Consider the following 17,163-nt stretch of genomic DNA (forward strand, 5'->3'; position numbering starts at 1 on the left):
GTCGCCAGGAATAAAAAAGGAAGAAGAAAGGAAGCAGAAAATGCGCAGGCCATACCTGCACCATAGCGGGAATACCGATTCCACGCCGCCCGCAGGCTCAACGCAACCAGAGCGCCACCAGCCCCACGGCCAGCAGCACGCAGCCGGCGGTCAACATGCGCAGGCGCGAGCGCATGCGGTCCATGGTGGCGACCAGTTGCGCATTCTGCTCGGCCAGGGTGTTGATCAACTGGCTGGCTTCCAGCTGTTCGGCCTCCAGCTGCCGGATGCGCTGGGCGAACAGTTCGGCATCGCTGGCCGCCGGCATGGCCTCCTGCGCCTCCACCGCCGACTTGGCCTTGCGGGTGCGCGACCAGAGATCACGTGCGCCCTTGACGATGCCCGGGGTGGCCTGGACCACATCGCCCCAGGGAATCAACTTGATGGCAGACAACCAGCTCAATCCCATGTGTTTCTCCTTTGTCGGCAGGGTCGGATACGGCTTGTTGCAATTTCGTTGCACGCCTGGGAGAACCGTGACCCCGCACTGTCTTCTAAGACAGGCAAAATGCAATTCTATCCCGAGCATCCGCTAACCATGACGGAGTTTCCTGACGATGAAAGCCCCCCTGCCCCTGCTGGGCGCCCTGCTGTTCCTGTGCGCCGGCGCCAGCTACGCCGCCGATTGCAGCAAGGCCGCCACCCAGGCCGAAATGAATGCCTGCGCCTCGCAGACCCTGACCCAGAACGACAGCGACCTCAATGCCACCTATCTGGCCTACCGCGAGAAGCTGAACAAGGCCCAGCAGAACCAGCTGCGCGAAGTGCAACTGGCCTGGCTGAAATACCGCGACCTGTCCTGCCGGTTCGAGAGCTCCGCCAGCGCCGGTGGCTCGGCGGCCCCGCTGGCCCTGCAGACCTGCTTGGCCGACAAGACCCGGCAGCGCGCCGATGAGCTCAAGGCCCTGGCCGGCTGCCAGGAGGGTGACCTGAACTGCGTACGCTAGGCAGTCGCAAACTTTCATGCTGTAATGCTCCCGTCTGAATTTTCAGACAGACGAATCCACACTGCCCAGGGAGTATTCAATGAAAAAATTGCTCATCGCCATCACCTCTTTCGCACTGGCCGCCCCGCTGCTGGTGGCAAGTCCCGCCATGGCGGAAAACGCCCAGCAGAACAAGATGAAGCAATGTAATGCGGACGCCACCGCTGCCGGCAAGAAAGGGGACGACCGCAAGGCCTTCATGTCGTCCTGCCTGAAGAAGGAACAGCCCAAGCCGGCCACCCAGCAGGACAAGATGAAGCAGTGCAACGCCGACGCCGCCGGCAAGAAGGGCGACGAGCGCAAGGCCTTCATGTCGTCGTGTTTGAAAAAGGACAAATGAAGCTGAAGTGAAGGAAAAGGCAGGCGCAGGCCATTCCATCGGCCTCACCGGCCTGCCCGGATGAAAAAAACCCGCAAGTTTGTGACTTGCGGGTTTTTTGTTGGGCGCGTGGGCCTGCGCCCGTGATTCAGTGCTGGGTGCGCTTGAAGAAGAACAGTCCCGCGCCCACCAGCATCAGCACGCCGCCGAAGAAACGGTTCTGCGCCTTGATCGCCTTCTGGCTGCGGAAGAAGCGCTGCAGGCGGCTGGCCGCGAACGCGTAGCCATGCATCACCACCAGGTCCACCACCACCATGGTCACCGCCAGCACCAGCAGTTGCAGCCACAGCGGACGCTGGTGGTCGATGAACTGCGGCAGCACGGCCACCATGAAGACGATGCCCTTGGGATTGGTGGCATTGGTCAGGAAACCGGTCATGCAACGTTGCCACCAGAGCTGGCCACGATTGGCGCGGGCGGCGGCATTGGCCGCGTCCAGCGCTTCGCCCTGCTGCTCGGTCGGCACCGGCGCGCGCCATTGCGAAAAACCGAGATAGATCAGATACAGCGCACCGGCCACCTTGATGACGTTGAAGGCGGTTTCGGAGGCCACCAGCAGCGAACCGACGCCTGCCCCGGCGATGACCAGGATCACCACCAGCGCGATCTCCAGTCCGAGGATGGTGGCACTGGTGCGGCGCACGCCGTAATTGAGACCGTGGCTCATGGACAGGACCGCGCCCGAACCGGGCGAGATGGCGATGACGCATGCAGCGGCGAAGAAAGTGAACCAGGTCTGGTAGTCCATGAGGCGCTCGGTGAGGCAAAAAGTGAAGATGCTCATTATAAGCAAAGCCGCAACGATTGCTTACAAATCCACGATGAATTGAAACACTTTGACGTCGTCCTGCACGTCGGCGGCTCGTTATAGGAAGCAAGGCGCAAGGAAATGATGAAGCGATTACGCAAAATCAAGCGTCGAGCGTAACAACCACTTTCTAAAGGAAATTGCCATGAAAACCCAATCCGTCATCGTCGCTTCCCTGCTGACCGCGCTGGCCCTGCCGGTGTTTGCCCAGACCGGCGCCACCGCACCTGCCACTGCCGCGCCAGCCGCGACCACGGCCGCACCGGCCAAGGCGGAAGCAGGCAAGACCGAGGCGACGACCAAGGCCAAGGCCAAGGCCAAGACCAAGTCCGAACATCACGCCAAGCACAAGAAGGCCGAAAAGAAGGCCGCCGGCAGCGAAGCCAAGCCCGCAGCCGAGGCTGCACCGGCCGCCGCACCAGCTGCTGCCAAGACCAAGTAATCCTGCAGTACACCGTACGACCGAACACTGACACACCCCATCCGAACCGATTTTCGTCTCCTTGAAAGGACACCATCATGAACACCAAGACCATCATCGTTGCCTCCCTGCTGTCGGCCCTGACCCTGCCCGTGTTCGCCCAGACCGGCGCCGCAGCAGCACCGGCCGCCGCCCCGGCCAAGACCGAAGCCGCCAAGACCGAGGCTGCGCCCAAGGCCAAGCATCACGTCAAGCACAAGAAGTCGGAGAAGAAGGCCGAAGCCAAGACTGACAAGAAGGAAGCCACCGGCGAGCAAGCCAAGCCGGCCACCGACGGCGCCAAGAAATAAGCCGTCCGCAAGGAGCAAGACCGGGCGCGGTTCATCTTCGGCCACGCCCAACCATGTCAGGGATGACAGGGATGCCGCACCCTCGCCAAAGGCCAGGGTGCGGTATTTTTTTATATTGTTTAGATCATTGGAGCCAAGAATTCAGTCAGGCTGCCAGCGCAAGGTGATACGTTCGCCCTGCGTGACGAAACGACTGCAGTCCATGCCGATGCCGGCGGCCAGGAGCAAGGTGTCGCCGGCCCACACCAGCGGCAGGTAAGGTCGCTCCCAGGCGGGGACATCGGCGCTCTGGTATTGCTGCTTGAGACTGCGCGCCGGCCGGTTGTGTGCCAGCCTGACACGCTCGCCACCGCTGCGACCGCAGATCAGCAGGGATTGCGACTGCAGCCAGGCCGGATCGAAGCCGCCCCGGCCATCGGCGTCAACCTCGGCACCTGAAACAGGCTCGAAATGCAGCGTGCCGTAGAAGGCCGGCACATGCACCTGGGCCTGGCCTTGCCAGCGCAATTGCAGGGATTCGCCCTCTTCCGGCGGCCTGCGGCGCGGGGCCAGGAAGACGCGGTCGCGATAGCGGTGCACCTCGCCATCGGGATGCGAGACACACAGTTGCGCCTCGACGTCGGCCTGCAGCAGTTGACTGCGCATCTCCTGCATCCAGGCCGCCGAGGGCATGCGCATGCCGCGCAGCGCAAACCAGTGGCGCATCAGATTGAGGAAGCGCTGCTCGCTCAACTGGCGCATCGCCGGCATGCGCAGGTGATCGTCCTGCCGACATTGCTCCAGGTCGGCCTGAGCCACTTCACGCAGCAATTCCTGCGCGCCCTGGGCATGGCCCGCAGCCCGCGCCAGTCGCTGCTGGTAGCCGGGAAAGACCTGCCCCAGCGCCGGCATCACCTGATGACGCAAGGCATTGCGGGCGTAGCGCGGATCACGGTTGGATTCATCCTCGATCCAGGTCAGCGACAGCGCCTGCGCGACGCTCTCCAGTTGCGCGCGCGTCACGCCCAGCAACGGCCGCGCCATCCGGGTATCCGGGTCGCCCAGCAAGGCTGGCGCAGCATTGCAGCGATCCATGCCGGACAGACCGGCCAGGCCGCTGCCGCGCAGCAGTTGCAGCAGCACGGTTTCGGCCTGGTCGTCGAGGTGATGCGCGGTCAGCAGCAGGCGCGCGCCCTGCTGGCGACACAGGCGCCCCAGGGCGGCATAGCGCGCCAGGCGCGCCGCTTCTTCCACGCCGCTGTCGGCGACCTGCTGCAGTTGTACCCGCTCGGCCTGGAAGGCCAGACCGCGCACGTCGCAAAAGCCCTGTGCATGCGCCAGCCAGGCGTCCGCATGGAGGCTGAGCCCATGATGGACGTGCAAGGCCACCAGCCTGCCACCCGCCTGCTGCGCCCAATGCGCGGCCACCTGCAGCAGCACGGTGGAATCCAGCCCTGCGCTGTAGGCCACGGCCAGGGTGTCGCGACGGGCGTCGAAGCCGGCCAGCGCCAGCGTGGCCTGCAGGGCCTGCATCAGGCTGGCCAGGGTCTTGTCGTGGGAGGCGGAAGGATGATCGGACATGGGAAACGCGGCGGCTGAAAAGACAAACGCCAGCGAAGCAATCGCTGGCGCCTGAGCGTAGGAAGCGGAAACGGTGGGGAAATTATTCCGCCGAATTCAATTCCTTGAACTTGCCGTAGGCCATCAGCTTTTCGTGACGGGCGGCCAGCAGGTCCTTGGTCTTCATGCCCTGGAACTGGCGCAGCGAATCCGACAGGGCACGCTTGAGCAGGCCGGCCATCTGCTTGGGGTCGCGATGGGCGCCGCCCAGCGGTTCGTTGACGATCTTGTCGATCAGGCCGATGGCCTTGAGGCGGTGGGCGGTCAGGCCCAGTGCCTCGGCGGCGTCGGCAGCGCGGTCGGCTGTCTTCCACAGGATGGAAGCGCAGCCTTCCGGCGAGATCACCGAATAGGTCGCATATTGCAGCATCAGCACCTGGTCGCCCACGGCGATGGCCAGCGCGCCGCCGGAACCACCTTCACCGATGATGGTGGCGATCAGCGGCACCTTCAGCTCGGCCATGACATACAGGTTGTGGCCGATGGCTTCGGACTGGCCGCGCTCTTCGGCATCGATGCCGGGGAAGGCACCGGGGGTATCGACGAAGGTGAAGATGGGCAGGCCGAACTTTTCGGCGACCTTCATCAGGCGCATGGCCTTGCGATAGCCTTCGGGCTTGGGCATGCCGAAGTTGCGCATGGCGCGTTCCTTGGTGTCGCGCCCCTTCTGGTGGCCGATCACCATGCAGGCCTGGCCATTGAAACGGGCCAGACCGCCAACGATGGACTGGTCGTCAGCGAAGGTGCGGTCGCCGTGCAGTTCGTGGAAGTCGGTGAAGATTTCGCGCACGTAGTCCATGGTGTAGGGACGTTGCGGATGACGCGCGATCTGCGACACCTGCCAGGGGGTCAGCTTGGCGTAGATGTCCTTGGTCAGTTGCTGGCTTTTCTTGACCAGGCGTTCGATCTCTTCGGAGATGTCGACGGCCGAGTCGTCCTGCACAAAACGCAACTCTTCGATCTTGGCATCCAGCTCGGCGATGGCCTGCTCGAAGCCCAGAAAAGTCGTTGTCGATTTACTCATTGTGTTCCTTTTCAACAAGTCCGATCATCGGCGGGAGGCCGCCCCGGTGCGGGTTGCGGCGCGATGGTCCCGGATGGATCGGTTTGCCTTAAATCTTGAGAGGAGCGGAGTATACACCAGAGGCCTCCGCGCCCTCTTCCCCTTGGATCAATAATCGGATGGCAGCGGATCCAGGCTGCGCCACAGATACCAGGTGGCCACGGTGCGCCACGGTTCCCAGTTCGCGGCGACTTCGCGCGCATCGCTGCGCGAGACAGGCTCGCCCGAGAAATAACTGACGCTGATGCCCTTGAGCAATCCCAGGTCATCCAGCGGCAGCACGTTCGGGCGCAGCAGATTAAATATCAAAAACATCTCGGCTGTCCAGCGGCCAATCCCGCGGATCTGGATCATCTCGGCAATGACGGCTTCGTCTTCCATCTCCGCCCATTTGTCGGGATGTACCGTCTTGGCCTTGAAGTGGGCCGCCAGATCGAGAATATATTCGGCCTTGCGCTTGGACAGGCCGCAGGCAGCGAGCGCCTCGGGGCCGGTACGGATCACCTGGCCCGGCGTGCAGCGCGGGCAGGCTTCCAGGAAGCGCTGCCAGACCGCATTGGCGGCCTTGGTCGAAATCTGCTGGCCGATCACCGAACGTGCCAGCGTGGTGAAGGCGTCGCCCCGCACTGTCAATTGCAGGTCCCCGAACTGCGGGATGAGCTTGCGCATGATGCGGTCGCGCTTCATCAGCTCGGCCTTGGCCTCTTCCCAGTAGGCCGGGACGATCAGGCTGGGATCGAGCTCGCTGGCTTTTCGGTTGGTATTCAAATCAAGCTCTCCGCCATTCGGTCAGGCCGCCCGGTTTGTCTTCCAGAATGATGCCGGCGTCGGTCAGCTCGGCACGGATGCGGTCGGCTTCGGCAAAGTTCTTGCCGGCCTTGGCCGCCTTGCGGGCGTCGATCAGGGCTGCGATGGCTGCTTCGTCCAGGCCACCGGCTGCGCTGACACCGCCCTTGAGGTATTCGCCCGGCGCGCGCTGCAGCAGGCCCAGGATGCCGGCCAGTGCCTTCAACTGGCGCGCCTGCGCCGGCGAGCGGCTGCGATTGACCTCGTTGGCCAGCTCGAACAGCACCGAGATCGCCACCGGGGTGTTGAAGTCGTCGTTGAGGGCATCGGCGAAGCGCTGGGCGTGGGCTTCGTCGGCGACCAGGCCGCCGGCCTCGGGGGGCACATCCTTCAAGGCGGTATACAGACGGGTCAAGGCCTGGCGGGCGTCGTCCAGGTGCGCATCCGAATAATTGAGCGGGCTGCGATAGTGCGCGCGCAGGATGAAGAAGCGCAGCACTTCCGGGTCGTATTGCTTCAGGACGTCACGGATGGTGAAGAAATTGCCGAGCGACTTCGACATCTTTTCGTTGTCGATGCGCACGAAGCCGTTATGCATCCAGTAATTGACGAAGGTGTGCTGGTGCGCCCCTTCGGACTGGGCGATTTCATTTTCGTGGTGGGGGAACTGCAGGTCCTGGCCGCCGCCGTGGATGTCGAAATGGTCGCCCAGCAGGTCGCTGGACATGGCCGAGCACTCGATGTGCCAGCCCGGACGGCCACAGCCCCAGGGCGAATCCCACTTGGCCTCGTCGGGCTCGGTCGGCTTGGCCGCCTTCCAGAGGACGAAGTCCAGCGGGTCACGCTTGCCGGTGTTGACATCGACGCGCTCGCCGGCGCGCAGATCGTCCAGCGACTTGCCGGAGAGCTTGCCGTAGCCGGGGAAGTCGCGCACCGAGTAATTGACGTCACCATCGCTGGCCTTGTAGGCCAGGCCGTTCTTTTCCAGCTTGCCGATCAGGTCCAGCATCTGCGGCACGTACTGGGTGGCGCGCGGCTCGTGATCGGGACGCTGCACGCCCAGGGCGCCGGCATCCTCGTTCATGGCGTCGATGAAGCGACGAGTCAGCTGGCTGATGGTCTCGCCGTTTTCCAGGGCACGCTTGATGATCTTGTCATCGATGTCGGTGATGTTGCGCACATAGGTCACGTCGTAACCGGAGGCGCGCAGCCAGCGCTGCACCATGTCGAACACCACCAGCACCCGTGCATGGCCGATATGGCAATAGTCATAGACGGTCATGCCGCACACGTACAAGCGCACCTTGCCGGGTTCGATCGGGGAAAAGGTCTGCTTATCACGCGCTAGCGTGTTGTAAATCTTGAGCTCGCTCATGGGATGGGAATTCTTGGGTTGGCGTGACCGCTGGGGGCGCCGGGTTCATGCGATTGCGTGGGGCCGCGCCGGAAAGCCTCCTGGCGCTGGCATGCCCCTGCCGGGGATCATTGTTCTAACAGCAGTTGCAACATGAACGGGTCACGGTAGCCAAACCTCTTTTTGTCTTACTTGTTTGTTATAAAATGCCAGCTTTCTTCGAATTTCTTCGAGTATAGCATCGATAAAACCATGGCCCCAGAATCACAAGAACAGACATCCATTCATGGTTTGCGCGGTTTGATCAGCAAGACTGCCCACAAGACAGCAGTGTTGTCCAGCCTGGTGGCCGCCCTGTTCGGGGTGCCTGCCGGCCTCGCGCATGCCAGTGAAATGTCTGACATCAACAAGCTGATGCGGGCAGGACAGTATGCCGAAGCACTGACCAAGACCGATGCCGTACTGGCGAAACACCCGCGCGATGCGCAACTGCGTTTCACGAAGGGGCTGATCTTAGCAGAACAAAGCCGTTCTGCCGAGGCCATCGCGGTGTTCAGCAAGCTCACCGAGGATTTCCCCGACCTGCCCGAGCCGTACAACAACCTGGCTGTCCTGTACGCGGCTGACGGCCAGTACGACAAGGCCCGTGCGGCGCTGGACATGGCCATGCGCACCAACCCGACCTATGCCACGGCGCTGGAAAACCTGGGCGACGTCTATGCCAAGCTGGCCAGCCAGGCCTATGACAAGGCGCTGCAGATCGACCCGGGTGCCAACGTGCCGCAACCCAAGCTGACCCTGCTGCGCTCCCTGAACGGCAATACCACCGGCGGCACCGTGCCGCGCCTGGCCTCCGCGGCCAGCGCCCAGCGTGACGCCAAGGCCAAGGCCGACGCCAGCGCCGCCGAACAGCAGCAGCGCGCCAAGGCTCTGGCGGCCGAAAAGGCAGCCCAGCAGGCCGCCGCCGACAAGGCCGAAGCGGAAAAGACTGCCATTGCCAAGGCCACCGCCGACAAGGAAAAGGCGCAGGCCGACAAGGAAAAGGCGGACAAGGCCGCTGCCGACAAGGCGGCCTCGGACAAGGCAGCGGCGGAAAAGGCTGCCGCTGACAAGGCCGCGACAGACAAGGCCCGCGCCGACAAGGCACGCTCCGAGCAACTGGCCGCCGAGCAGGCCCGCGCGCAAAAGGCCGCCGCCGACAAGGCTGCCGCCGAGCAGAAGCAGGCCGAACTGCTGGCCCAGAAGGAAAAGGACAAGGCCGACAAGCTGGCCAAGGAACAGGCCGCCCGCGCCGAGAAGGAAAAAGCCGCCCAGGCAGCCGCCGAGAAGGCGCGTGCCGACAAGCTGGCCGCCGCCGAGAAGGCAAAGGCCGACAAGGCCCGCGCCGACAAGGACAAGGCCAAGGCGGAAGCCAGCGCCGAACAGGAAAAGTCAGCGGTACTGGCGGCCCTCAGCGGCTGGGCCAAATCCTGGAGCGACAAGGATGTGCGCGGCTACCTGGGCCACTACGCCAGCGACTTCGACACCCCCAAGGGCGCATCCCGCAAGGAATGGGCCGAAGAACGCCGCGCCCGCATCGAGGACAAGGGCCGCATCAGCGTCAAGGTCAGCAATGCCACGGTCAGCATCAGCGGCAACACCGCCACCGTGCGCTATCGCCAGATATATAATTCGGATCGGCTGACGGTGGACAGCCGCAAGACCCTGATATTCGTCAAACAGGGCAATCGATGGCTGATCAAACAGGAACGATCGGGAGGGTAATTGGTGGCTAGCGCTTTGCAAGGGCGTTCCATGCGCGTGCTGGGACGCCTGCTGATGTTGTGTCTGGCAGCTCTGCCTTCGATGGGCAGCGTGGCCTCTTCTTCTTCCATTCCGCCGCAGAGCAGTCCGGCCGGCGCGGCCGAGGCCAAGCCTGACCCGGAGGCCTTGCTGATCGATATCTACAAGGATCTCGGCGCCAATCGCCTGCGCGAAGCCCAGGTCAAGGCCGACGCCCTGGTGGCGGCCTATCCCACTTTCCGCCTCGGCCATCTGGTACGGGGCGACCTGCTGCTGATGCATGCGCGACCGGTACGCAACTTCGGCGCCATGGCCGACGGCCCGGCCGACAAGCTCAAGGAACTGCGCGACGAGGCCATGGTGCGCATCCGCTCGCTGCAGGAAAAGCCGGACCCGCAACTCATTCCCAAGGCCGTGCTGCAGGTCGGCGACGACCAGAAGAACGTGCTGGTGGTCGACACCACCCGATCGCGCCTGTACGTCTATGAGAACCAGGGCGGTGAACTGAAATACCTGACCGACTACTACGTCTCCCAGGGTCGCTTCGGCGCCAACAAGACCAAGTCCGGCGACCAGCGCACCCCCATCGGCGTGTACTACGTCAACAACCGCATCCCCGGCCCCAAGCTGCCCGATTTCTATGGCACTGGCGCCCTGCCCCTGTCCTACCCCAACGAATGGGATAAGCGCAATGGCCGCAGCGGCTATGGCATCTGGCTGCACGGCACGCCCTCGGACAATTTCAGTCGCCCGCCGCTGTCCTCCGACGGCTGCGTGGTGCTGGCCAATCCCGACCTGCAGAGCCTGTATTCCACGGCCGAGGTCGGCCGGACGGTGGTGGTGATCAGCCAGCACGTGCAGTTCGTGGACAAGAGCGAATGGGCCAGGCAGCGTGACGCCGCCAGCGCCATGCTGGAAGACTGGGGCCAGTCGCTGGAAAATGCGGATGCCGACAAGGTCCTGTCGTACTATTCCCCCGAATTCCGCTCGGCCCAGGGCGAAAACCTGAGCACCTGGTTCGGCCGCCAGCAGAAGAGCCTGAACGGCGCGCGCTATACCAGTGTCAAACTGCGCGATGTCAGCCTGTTCCGCTATCCCGGCACACCGGAAGACATGATCGTCAGCACCTTCACCCAGGAGAGTGCCGTCGGCAAGAGCAAGAACGCGATCCGCAAGCGCCAGTACTGGGTGCGTGAAGGATCGCAATGGAAAATCATTTACGAAGGCAACGCATGATCATTTCTCGTCGTCACCTGCTGCGCATGGCAGCAGCCCTGTCCCTGTCGGCTACGCTGGCCTCCCCCGTGCTGGCCGCTGACGCGCCCCGCGTGCTGCTGAAAACCAGCATGGGCGACATCACCGTCGAGCTGAACCCGGAAAAAGCCCCGGTCTCGGTCGACAACTTCCTGAAGTACGTCAAGAAGGGCCAGTACAACGGCACGGTGTTTCACCGCGTCATCAACGGCTTCATGATCCAGGGCGGCGGCATGGACCAGAACCTGCGCGAAAAGCCCACCGACGCGCCCATCAAGAACGAGGCCAATAACGGTTTGAAGAACGAGGTTTATACTATCGCCATGGCGCGCACCTCGGCACCGCACTCGGCCACCGCGCAATTCTTCATCAACGTCGCCAACAACCGCTTCCTGGACTATCCGGGCCAGGATGGTTGGGGTTATGCGGTGTTCGGCAAGGTGATCGCCGGCACCGACGTGGTCGACAAGATCAAGCAGGTGCGCACCGGCGGCGGTGATGTCCCGACCACTCCGGTGGTGATCGAATCGGCCAGCATCGTCAAGTAGGTCTGAGCCGCACCGGCATGCCAGGCGGGCCAGCGTTGCCCGCCTCGTTTTTTTATTTTCACCCTCAAGCAAAGGATTCAACATGGCAGTTCTGCTCACCACCAACCACGGCAACATCAAGATCGAACTGGACGCGGAAAAAGCGCCGAAGACCGTTGAAAACTTCCTGGCTTATGTCAATGCAGGTCACTACAACGGCACCATCTTCCACCGCGTCATCGACGGTTTCATGATCCAGGGCGGCGGCTTCGAACCCGGCATGAAGCAGAAGGAAACCAAAGAACCCATCGAGAACGAAGCCAAGAATGGCCTCAAGAACGAGCCCTACACCCTGGCCATGGCCCGCACCGCCGCCCCGCACTCGGCCTCGGCGCAGTTCTTCATCAACGTCAAGAACAACAGCTTCCTGGATTTCCCGGGCCAGGACGGTTGGGGCTACTGCGTCTTCGGCAAGGTCGTCGAAGGCACTGAAGTGGTCGACAAGATCAAGGGCGTCAAGACCACCCGCTCCGGCATGTTCGCCGACGTCCCGGCGGAAGACGTGGTGATCGAGAAGGCCGAAGTGGTCTGAGCCAGACCCTCTTCACCCCGACCATGACTGATTTCCAGTTCATGCAAAAAGCGCAACCGACGGTTGCGCTTTTTGTTTCCGATCTCCATCTGCAAGCTTCCCTGCCGCGTACCACGGCGGCCTTCCTGTCCTTCCTGCAGCACCAGGCGACGCGCACGCAGCAGCTCTACCTGCTGGGCGACATCTTCGAATACTGGGCCGGCGACGATGACCTGGTCACGCCCTACAACCGGCAGATCGCCGATGCCCTGAAGGCCGTGCAGGCGCAAGGCGTGCAACTGTTCTGGATGGCGGGCAACCGTGATTTCCTGGTAGGTCAAGGCTTTGCGGAAGCCGCCGGACTGACGCTGCTGGACGACCCCACGGTGGTCACCCTGACCGGTCGCCGCCTGGCGCTGGCGCACGGCGACGCCCAGTGTACGGACGACCTGGCCTACATGGCCTTTCGGGCCCAGGTGCGTCAGCCGGCCTACCAGCAGCAATTCCTGGCAATGCCGCTGGCGCAGCGCAAGGCCATCATCGAAGGCATCCGCAAGAACAGCCAGGACGCCAACCAGTGCAAGGAAATGGCCATCATGGATGTGAATGCTGATGCCATCGCCGCGCTCTTCGCTCAGACCGGCAGCGACGTGCTCATCCACGGCCACACCCACCGCCCTGCCCTGCATCGCCTGGAGGACGGTGAGGCCCCCAGGCTGCGCTACGTCCTGCCGGACTGGGAATACGACGTCGAGACGCCGCGCGGTGGCTGGATCAGCCTGAGCGCCGACGGCGTGCTGCACCGGCATGATGCCCAGGGCGACGAGATCGCCTGAATCACCGCTCCCCTGCCCAGCCTCCCACCGCAGCCGGCATGATCCCGGCTGCGGACTGCGACTTCGATTCAATCCACCAACCGGTTCAACTGGGCGGCGTCGAAGTGCGTTGTTTCTTCCAGTCGTCGACACCCTATCCCCGCACTCTTCAAGGCGGCCAGCACCACCTCGAGCTGCTGCTCCTGCGCCGCCACCTGGTTGATCAGGCCATGCAGCGCCTTGGAGAGCGGGTCGTCGCCATTGGGCATGACGCCATAGGCCGCAAACAGCCGGGCTGTCGCCTGGTCGCGCTCGACCGGCCCTGGATTACGCTCAACGATGCGCGCCGGGTTGCCGACCGCCGTGGCGCCGGCCGGTACTTCCTTGGTCACCACCGCATTGGAGCCGACCTTGGCGCCGTCGCCCACCGTAAATCCGCCCAGGACCTTGGCACCGGCACCGATGATGACGCCGCGTCCCAGGGTGGGATGGCGCTTGGCGCCCTTGGACAGCGAGGTACCGCCCAGGGTCACGCCCTGGTAGATGGTGGAATCGTCACCGACCACAGCGGTCTCGCCGATGACCACGCCCATGCCGTGGTCGATGAAGACACGGCGACCGATGGTGGCGCCGGGATGGATCTCGATACCGGTCAGCGTGCGCCCCAGTTGCGAGATGAAGCGTCCCAGCCACTTCAGGTCGGCATGCCAGCAGGCCTTGGCCCAGCGGTGCAGGATCACCGCATGCAGGCCGGGGTAACAGGTCAGCACCTCCCAGCTATTGCGCGCGGCGGGGTCGCGCTCACGGATGCTGGCGATGTCTTCTCTGAGTCGGCTGAACATGATGGATTCCTGGAACGTTGAACGAACTGCGGGATGAACTACAAAAAAAAATCGCCGGACGCAAAGTCCGGCGATGTTGTCATGCGGGGATGACCGGACTTACCTGGGCAAGCGCTGACGTCGCGCCTCGTACAGACACACGCCCGATGCCACCGACACGTTCAGGCTCTCGACCGAACCGAACATGGGGATGTTGACCAGCACGTCGCAGGTCTCGCGGGTCAGGCGACGCATGCCCTCGCCTTCGGAACCCATGACCAGCGCGGTGGGGCCGGTGAAGTCGCCCTCGTAGAGGCCCTTCTCGGCGTCGTCGGAGGTACCGATGATCCAGACGCCGCGCTCCTTCAGGTCGCGCATGGTGCGCGCCAGGTTGGTGACGGTGATGTAGGGCACGGTATCGGAGGCGCCACTGGAGACCTTCATGGCCGTGGCGTTGAGGCCAACGGCGCGATCCTTGGGGGCGATCACGGCGTGCGCGCCGGCACCGTCGGCCACGCGCAGGCAGGCGCCCAGGTTGTGCGGATCGGTGATGCCGTCCAGGATCAGCAGCAGCGGCGGACCGACCACGGCGTCCAGCAGTTCATCCAGGGTGCGCGCCAGCGACAGTGTGGCGGCCTTGGCGACCACGCCCTGGTGACGGCGCGTACCGACCATGGCCGACAGACGCTGGTCGTCGGCCTGGATGATGCGCACATTGGCTTCCTTGGCGGCATGCAGCATGTCCAGCATGCGGCGGTCGCGGCGCTCGGCATCCACGTAGATCTCGTCCACCGAGGAAGCCTCGTGGCGGATGCGGGAGGTCACGGCATGGAAGCCGAAAATCATTTTGCTCTTCATAAATCCTGCTTGTGTCTTTCGTCTTGCGGTCAAATCATTCCATCAAACCCGGTCGCAGGCTGCCTGGGCAGCTGGCGGCCGGGGACATGCTCATCGCTTCTTCTTGCCGCCCTTGTTGAAACCCTTGGCGGCGGCGCGCTTGCGGTCGGCTTCGCCGGCGCGGGCATGGCTGGCGCCGGTCTTGGCCTGGGCACCACCCTTGGCACCCTTGCCCTTGGCGGCCACGGCGGCCGGCTTGGGCGCGGCGCCCTTCTTGGCGCGGGGTGCCGGTTGACCGGCGTCACCGCCGGCGCCGTTCCCGGCCGCATTCCTGGCCGACCCAGACTTGCCCCGCGCCGCACTTTCGGCGCGCTTGGCTTCATTCTTGATCAGGGTGCGGATGCCCGGTTCGTTGACCAGCGACAGATCGATCTTGCGTGCATCCAGGTCGACCCGGCTGACCTGCACGGTCACGCGATCGGTCAGCTGGTAGCGGATGCCGGTGCGTTCGCCGCGCAGTTCGTGGCGCGCTTCGTCGTACTGGAAGTAGTCGGCCCCCAGTTCGGTGACGTGCACCAGGCCTTCGATATAGAGCGCATCGAGCTGCACGAAGATGCCGAAGGTGGCCACGCCGGCGATGGTGCCGGTGAATTCCTCGCCCAGCTTGTCGCGGATGAAGTAGCACTTCAGCCATGCTTCCACGTCACGCGAGGCCTCGTCGGCGCGACGTTCATTGGCCGAACAGTGCAGGCCCAGCGCTTCCCAGATCGCCAGGGCGCTTTCGCCACGCGGCTTCTTGCCGGCGGCCTTGTCGGTGGCGCGCTGCAGTGCCTGCGCCTTGCGGGCGGCCGGCGAGATCGAGGTATTGAGCGCGCTGCTGTCGATACCCTTGGGCTCGTAGCGCTTGCCCTGCAGCACGGCCTTGATGGCACGATGGGTCAGCAGGTCGGGATAGCGACGGATCGGGCTGGTGAAGTGCGCGTAGGACTCGTAGGACAGGCCGAAGTGACCGATGTTGTCGGGGCTGTAGACCGCCTGCTGCATGGAGCGCAGCAGCATGGTCTGGATCAGGACCGCATCCGGACGCGCCTTGACCTTGGGCATCAGTTCCGCATAGTCGGACGCGCTGGGGGTGTCGCCCCCACCCAGGGTGAGGCCTACCTGCTTGAGGAAGGTCCGCAGCTGGGTCAGCTTTTCCTTGGTCGGGCCGGCGTGGATACGGTACAGCGCCGGATGATCGTGACGCTTCAACAGGTCGGCCGCGCAGACGTTGGCCGCCAGCATGCACTCTTCGATCAGGCGGTGCGCATCGTTGCGGGTGCGCGGCAGGATCTTCTCGATCTTGCCGGCGGCATTGCAGACGATGTAGGTCTCGGTGGTCTCGAAGTCGATGGCGCCACGCGCCTGGCGCGCCGTCAGCAGCGCCTGGAAGACTTCGTAGAGGTGCGTCAGGTGCGGCACCAGACCGATCCGGCGCGCCGCCTCCGGACCCTTGGTATTGCCCAGGATCGAGGCCACTTCGGTGTAGGTCAGGCGGGCGGCCGAGTGGATCACGGCGGGATAGAACTGGTAGGCCTTGATCTCGCCCTTGGCGGTGATCACGGCGTCGCAGACCAGGGTCAGGCGATCGACATCGGGGTTGAGCGAGCACAGGCCGTTGGAGAGCTTTTCCGGCAGCATCGGGATGACCCGGCGCGGGAAATAGACCGAAGTGCTGCGCTCCAGCGCATCGGTATCCAGGGCATCGTTGGGCTTGACGTAGTGGCTGACGTCGGCGATCGCCACGATCAGGCGGTAACCCTTGGTGCGACCGATCTTGACCGGTTCGCAATAGACCGCGTCATCGAAGTCGCGGGCATCTTCACCGTCGATGGTGACCAGCGGGACATCACGCAGATCGACCCTATCCTTCAGGTCGGCCGCCTTGACTTCGCTGGGCAGCTTGGCCGAGAGCTTCTTGGCCGCTTCGGAGAATTCGTGCGGTACGCCGTACTTGCGCACGGCGATTTCGATTTCCATGCCAGGGTCGTCGATGTCGCCGAGGATTTCGACGATCTTGCCCACCGGCTGGGTATAGCGTGACGGGTGCTCGGTCAGTTCGACGCTGACCACCTGCCCGGCCTTGGCCTTGCCTGGCGAGCCGGCCAACAGCACGTCATGGCCGATGCGCTTGTCTTCGGGGGCGACCACCCAGACGCCGTTCTCGTTGAGCAGACGACCGATCACGTGGCTGTTGGCACGCTCCACCACTTCGACGATGGTCCCTTCCGGACGGCCGCGACGGTCGGTGCCGACGATGCGGGCCTGGACGCGGTCCCCGTGCATGACCTTCTGCATTTCCTTCTCGGGCAGGAACAGGTCAGCGCTGCCATCATCGGGCAGCAGGAAACCGAAGCCATCACGGTGGCTGGAAACGCGGCCCAGGATGAAGTCGGGTGAATGGGTCAGTTTGTAATGACCGGCGCGATCCGGCTTGATCTGGCCGTCACGCTCCATGGCGTTGAGGCGGCGCGTCAGGCCATCCATTTCTTCAGGCTTGACGCCGAGCGCGGCTGCCAGTGCGGCAGCGTTTTGCGAGCCGGACGAAGTGCGCAGGATGCCGAGGATCTCTTCCCGGCTGGGAATGGAATAGGGAAATTGGCTCAAAAGTTTCGTTTCGCGCAATTGTTATAAATGCCGGGGCAAGCATCGCCCGGACCGATGGAAGCCCCTAGTGTAACGGAGTTGCTGCCATTTACCTAACCGCAATACGGAGGAAGAAGGGGGTCAAG

18 protein-coding genes are annotated in these 17,163 nt (G+C 63.6%); 9 read left to right on the forward strand and 9 right to left on the reverse strand.

Translation table 11 applies throughout. From position 1 onward, the window contains the following. Window positions 1–97 precede the first annotated feature (97 nt). Window positions 98–448 carry a hypothetical protein gene (locus ACEOAC_RS15885; RefSeq protein ID WP_077238524.1) on the reverse strand — a complete coding sequence of 117 codons (351 nt, stop codon included), beginning with the start codon at window positions 446–448 and terminating at the stop codon, window positions 98–100. A gap of 148 nt (window positions 449–596) precedes the next feature. On the opposite strand from ACEOAC_RS15885, the gene ACEOAC_RS15890 reads away from it, so the two are divergent. Together ACEOAC_RS15890 and ACEOAC_RS15895 are read left to right on the forward strand one after the other, a co-directional pair. Further along, window positions 597–986: a lysozyme inhibitor LprI family protein gene (locus tag ACEOAC_RS15890; RefSeq protein WP_006463553.1), complete on the forward strand. Its 390-nt coding sequence runs from the start codon at window positions 597–599 to the stop codon at window positions 984–986. A 79-nt stretch (window positions 987–1,065) separates the two neighbouring features. Then, window positions 1,066–1,365, forward strand: a complete 300-nt coding sequence (locus ACEOAC_RS15895) for a PsiF family protein (RefSeq protein WP_006463554.1) — start codon at window positions 1,066–1,068, stop codon at window positions 1,363–1,365. 127 nt (window positions 1,366–1,492) lie between these two features. On the opposite strand, the gene ACEOAC_RS15900 is transcribed toward ACEOAC_RS15895, so the two are convergent. Then, on the reverse strand, window positions 1,493–2,152 hold the full coding sequence (locus ACEOAC_RS15900) for a LysE family transporter (protein WP_006463555.1): 660 nt from the start codon (window positions 2,150–2,152) through the stop codon (window positions 1,493–1,495). Window positions 2,153–2,357: 205 nt separating this feature from the next. Here ACEOAC_RS15900 and ACEOAC_RS15905 point away from each other — a divergent pair, with 205 nt between their 5' ends. Beyond that, entirely contained in the window at window positions 2,358–2,654 is a 297-nt protein-coding gene (locus ACEOAC_RS15905; RefSeq protein WP_413628444.1) for a hypothetical protein, read from the forward strand. Window positions 2,655–2,731: 77 nt separating this feature from the next. Next, on the forward strand, window positions 2,732–2,983 hold the full coding sequence (locus ACEOAC_RS15910) for a hypothetical protein (RefSeq protein WP_006463557.1): 252 nt from the start codon (window positions 2,732–2,734) through the stop codon (window positions 2,981–2,983). Window positions 2,984–3,124: 141 nt separating this feature from the next. Here ACEOAC_RS15910 and tilS read toward each other — a convergent pair whose 3' ends face one another. From tilS to cysS, 4 genes are all read right to left on the reverse strand, one after another. Further along, window positions 3,125–4,543 carry a tRNA lysidine(34) synthetase TilS gene (gene tilS / locus ACEOAC_RS15915; RefSeq protein WP_413628445.1) on the reverse strand — a complete coding sequence of 473 codons (1,419 nt, stop codon included), beginning with the start codon at window positions 4,541–4,543 and terminating at the stop codon, window positions 3,125–3,127. An 82-nt stretch (window positions 4,544–4,625) separates the two neighbouring features. Next, window positions 4,626–5,606: an acetyl-CoA carboxylase carboxyltransferase subunit alpha gene (locus tag ACEOAC_RS15920; protein WP_006463559.1), complete on the reverse strand. Its 981-nt coding sequence runs from the start codon at window positions 5,604–5,606 to the stop codon at window positions 4,626–4,628. Window positions 5,607–5,753: 147 nt separating this feature from the next. Then, the gene (locus ACEOAC_RS15925; RefSeq protein ID WP_006463560.1) at window positions 5,754–6,413 is read right to left on the reverse strand and encodes a DNA-3-methyladenine glycosylase family protein; all 660 of its coding nucleotides are present in this window, start codon (window positions 6,411–6,413) and stop codon (window positions 5,754–5,756) included. Window position 6,414: 1 nt separating this feature from the next. Beyond that, window positions 6,415–7,806 (reverse strand): cysteine--tRNA ligase, encoded by a 1,392-nt coding sequence (gene cysS / locus ACEOAC_RS15930; protein ID WP_241813766.1) that lies wholly within the window; start codon window positions 7,804–7,806, stop codon window positions 6,415–6,417. A 231-nt stretch (window positions 7,807–8,037) separates the two neighbouring features. Between cysS and ACEOAC_RS15935 the strand changes: the two genes are divergently transcribed. The 5 genes from ACEOAC_RS15935 to ACEOAC_RS15955 all read left to right on the forward strand — a co-directional run bounded on the left by ACEOAC_RS15935 (window position 8,038) and on the right by ACEOAC_RS15955 (window position 12,755). Continuing rightward, window positions 8,038–9,549 carry a tetratricopeptide repeat protein gene (locus ACEOAC_RS15935; protein WP_413628446.1) on the forward strand — a complete coding sequence of 504 codons (1,512 nt, stop codon included), beginning with the start codon at window positions 8,038–8,040 and terminating at the stop codon, window positions 9,547–9,549. Window positions 9,550–9,579: 30 nt separating this feature from the next. Further along, window positions 9,580–10,803 (forward strand): L,D-transpeptidase family protein, encoded by a 1,224-nt coding sequence (locus ACEOAC_RS15940; protein WP_413445304.1) that lies wholly within the window; start codon window positions 9,580–9,582, stop codon window positions 10,801–10,803. After that, entirely contained in the window at window positions 10,800–11,369 is a 570-nt protein-coding gene (locus ACEOAC_RS15945; protein ID WP_006463564.1) for a peptidylprolyl isomerase, read from the forward strand. The genes ACEOAC_RS15940 and ACEOAC_RS15945 overlap by 4 nt, the downstream gene beginning before the upstream one ends. 82 nt (window positions 11,370–11,451) lie before the next feature. Further along, window positions 11,452–11,940: a peptidylprolyl isomerase gene (locus tag ACEOAC_RS15950; RefSeq protein ID WP_077238520.1), complete on the forward strand. Its 489-nt coding sequence runs from the start codon at window positions 11,452–11,454 to the stop codon at window positions 11,938–11,940. 23 nt (window positions 11,941–11,963) lie between these two features. Next, window positions 11,964–12,755, forward strand: coding sequence for a UDP-2,3-diacylglucosamine diphosphatase (locus tag ACEOAC_RS15955; RefSeq protein WP_413445302.1), 792 nt, complete (start codon window positions 11,964–11,966; stop codon window positions 12,753–12,755). Between the two features lie 68 nt (window positions 12,756–12,823). Here ACEOAC_RS15955 and cysE read toward each other — a convergent pair whose 3' ends face one another. The 3 genes from cysE to rnr all read right to left on the reverse strand — a co-directional run bounded on the left by cysE (window position 12,824) and on the right by rnr (window position 17,038). Then, complete coding sequence (gene cysE / locus ACEOAC_RS15960) at window positions 12,824–13,576, reverse strand: serine O-acetyltransferase (protein WP_006463567.1); 753 nt, start codon at window positions 13,574–13,576, stop codon at window positions 12,824–12,826. 99 nt (window positions 13,577–13,675) lie between these two features. Further along, window positions 13,676–14,413, reverse strand: a complete 738-nt coding sequence (rlmB, locus tag ACEOAC_RS15965; protein WP_077238518.1) for a 23S rRNA (guanosine(2251)-2'-O)-methyltransferase RlmB — start codon at window positions 14,411–14,413, stop codon at window positions 13,676–13,678. 90 nt (window positions 14,414–14,503) lie between these two features. Further along, window positions 14,504–17,038, reverse strand: coding sequence for a ribonuclease R (gene rnr, locus ACEOAC_RS15970; protein ID WP_413628447.1), 2,535 nt, complete (start codon window positions 17,036–17,038; stop codon window positions 14,504–14,506). Window positions 17,039–17,163 lie beyond the last annotated feature (125 nt).

The sequence above is a fragment of the Herbaspirillum frisingense genome, assembly GCF_047325095.1.
Classification (GTDB): domain Bacteria; phylum Pseudomonadota; class Gammaproteobacteria; order Burkholderiales; family Burkholderiaceae_D; genus Herbaspirillum; species Herbaspirillum frisingense.

Coding starts and splice junctions, on each gene's coding strand:
- ACEOAC_RS15950 (WP_077238520.1), top strand. CDS start 11,452: ATGGCAGTTCTGCTCACCACCAACCACGGCAACATCAAGATCGAACTG.
- tilS (WP_413628445.1), bottom strand. CDS start 4,543: ATGTCCGATCATCCTTCCGCCTCCCACGACAAGACCCTGGCCAGCCTG.
- ACEOAC_RS15895 (WP_006463554.1), top strand. CDS start 1,066: ATGAAAAAATTGCTCATCGCCATCACCTCTTTCGCACTGGCCGCCCCG.
- ACEOAC_RS15905 (WP_413628444.1), top strand. CDS start 2,358: ATGAAAACCCAATCCGTCATCGTCGCTTCCCTGCTGACCGCGCTGGCC.
- ACEOAC_RS15935 (WP_413628446.1), top strand. CDS start 8,038: ATGGCCCCAGAATCACAAGAACAGACATCCATTCATGGTTTGCGCGGT.
- ACEOAC_RS15890 (WP_006463553.1), top strand. CDS start 597: ATGAAAGCCCCCCTGCCCCTGCTGGGCGCCCTGCTGTTCCTGTGCGCC.
- ACEOAC_RS15920 (WP_006463559.1), bottom strand. CDS start 5,606: ATGAGTAAATCGACAACGACTTTTCTGGGCTTCGAGCAGGCCATCGCC.
- ACEOAC_RS15910 (WP_006463557.1), top strand. CDS start 2,732: ATGAACACCAAGACCATCATCGTTGCCTCCCTGCTGTCGGCCCTGACC.
- ACEOAC_RS15940 (WP_413445304.1), top strand. CDS start 9,580: ATGCGCGTGCTGGGACGCCTGCTGATGTTGTGTCTGGCAGCTCTGCCT.
- cysE (WP_006463567.1), bottom strand. CDS start 13,576: ATGTTCAGCCGACTCAGAGAAGACATCGCCAGCATCCGTGAGCGCGAC.
- rlmB (WP_077238518.1), bottom strand. CDS start 14,413: ATGAAGAGCAAAATGATTTTCGGCTTCCATGCCGTGACCTCCCGCATC.
- ACEOAC_RS15945 (WP_006463564.1), top strand. CDS start 10,800: ATGATCATTTCTCGTCGTCACCTGCTGCGCATGGCAGCAGCCCTGTCC.
- ACEOAC_RS15900 (WP_006463555.1), bottom strand. CDS start 2,152: ATGGACTACCAGACCTGGTTCACTTTCTTCGCCGCTGCATGCGTCATC.
- cysS (WP_241813766.1), bottom strand. CDS start 7,806: ATGAGCGAGCTCAAGATTTACAACACGCTAGCGCGTGATAAGCAGACC.
- ACEOAC_RS15885 (WP_077238524.1), bottom strand. CDS start 448: ATGGGATTGAGCTGGTTGTCTGCCATCAAGTTGATTCCCTGGGGCGAT.
- ACEOAC_RS15955 (WP_413445302.1), top strand. CDS start 11,964: ATGACTGATTTCCAGTTCATGCAAAAAGCGCAACCGACGGTTGCGCTT.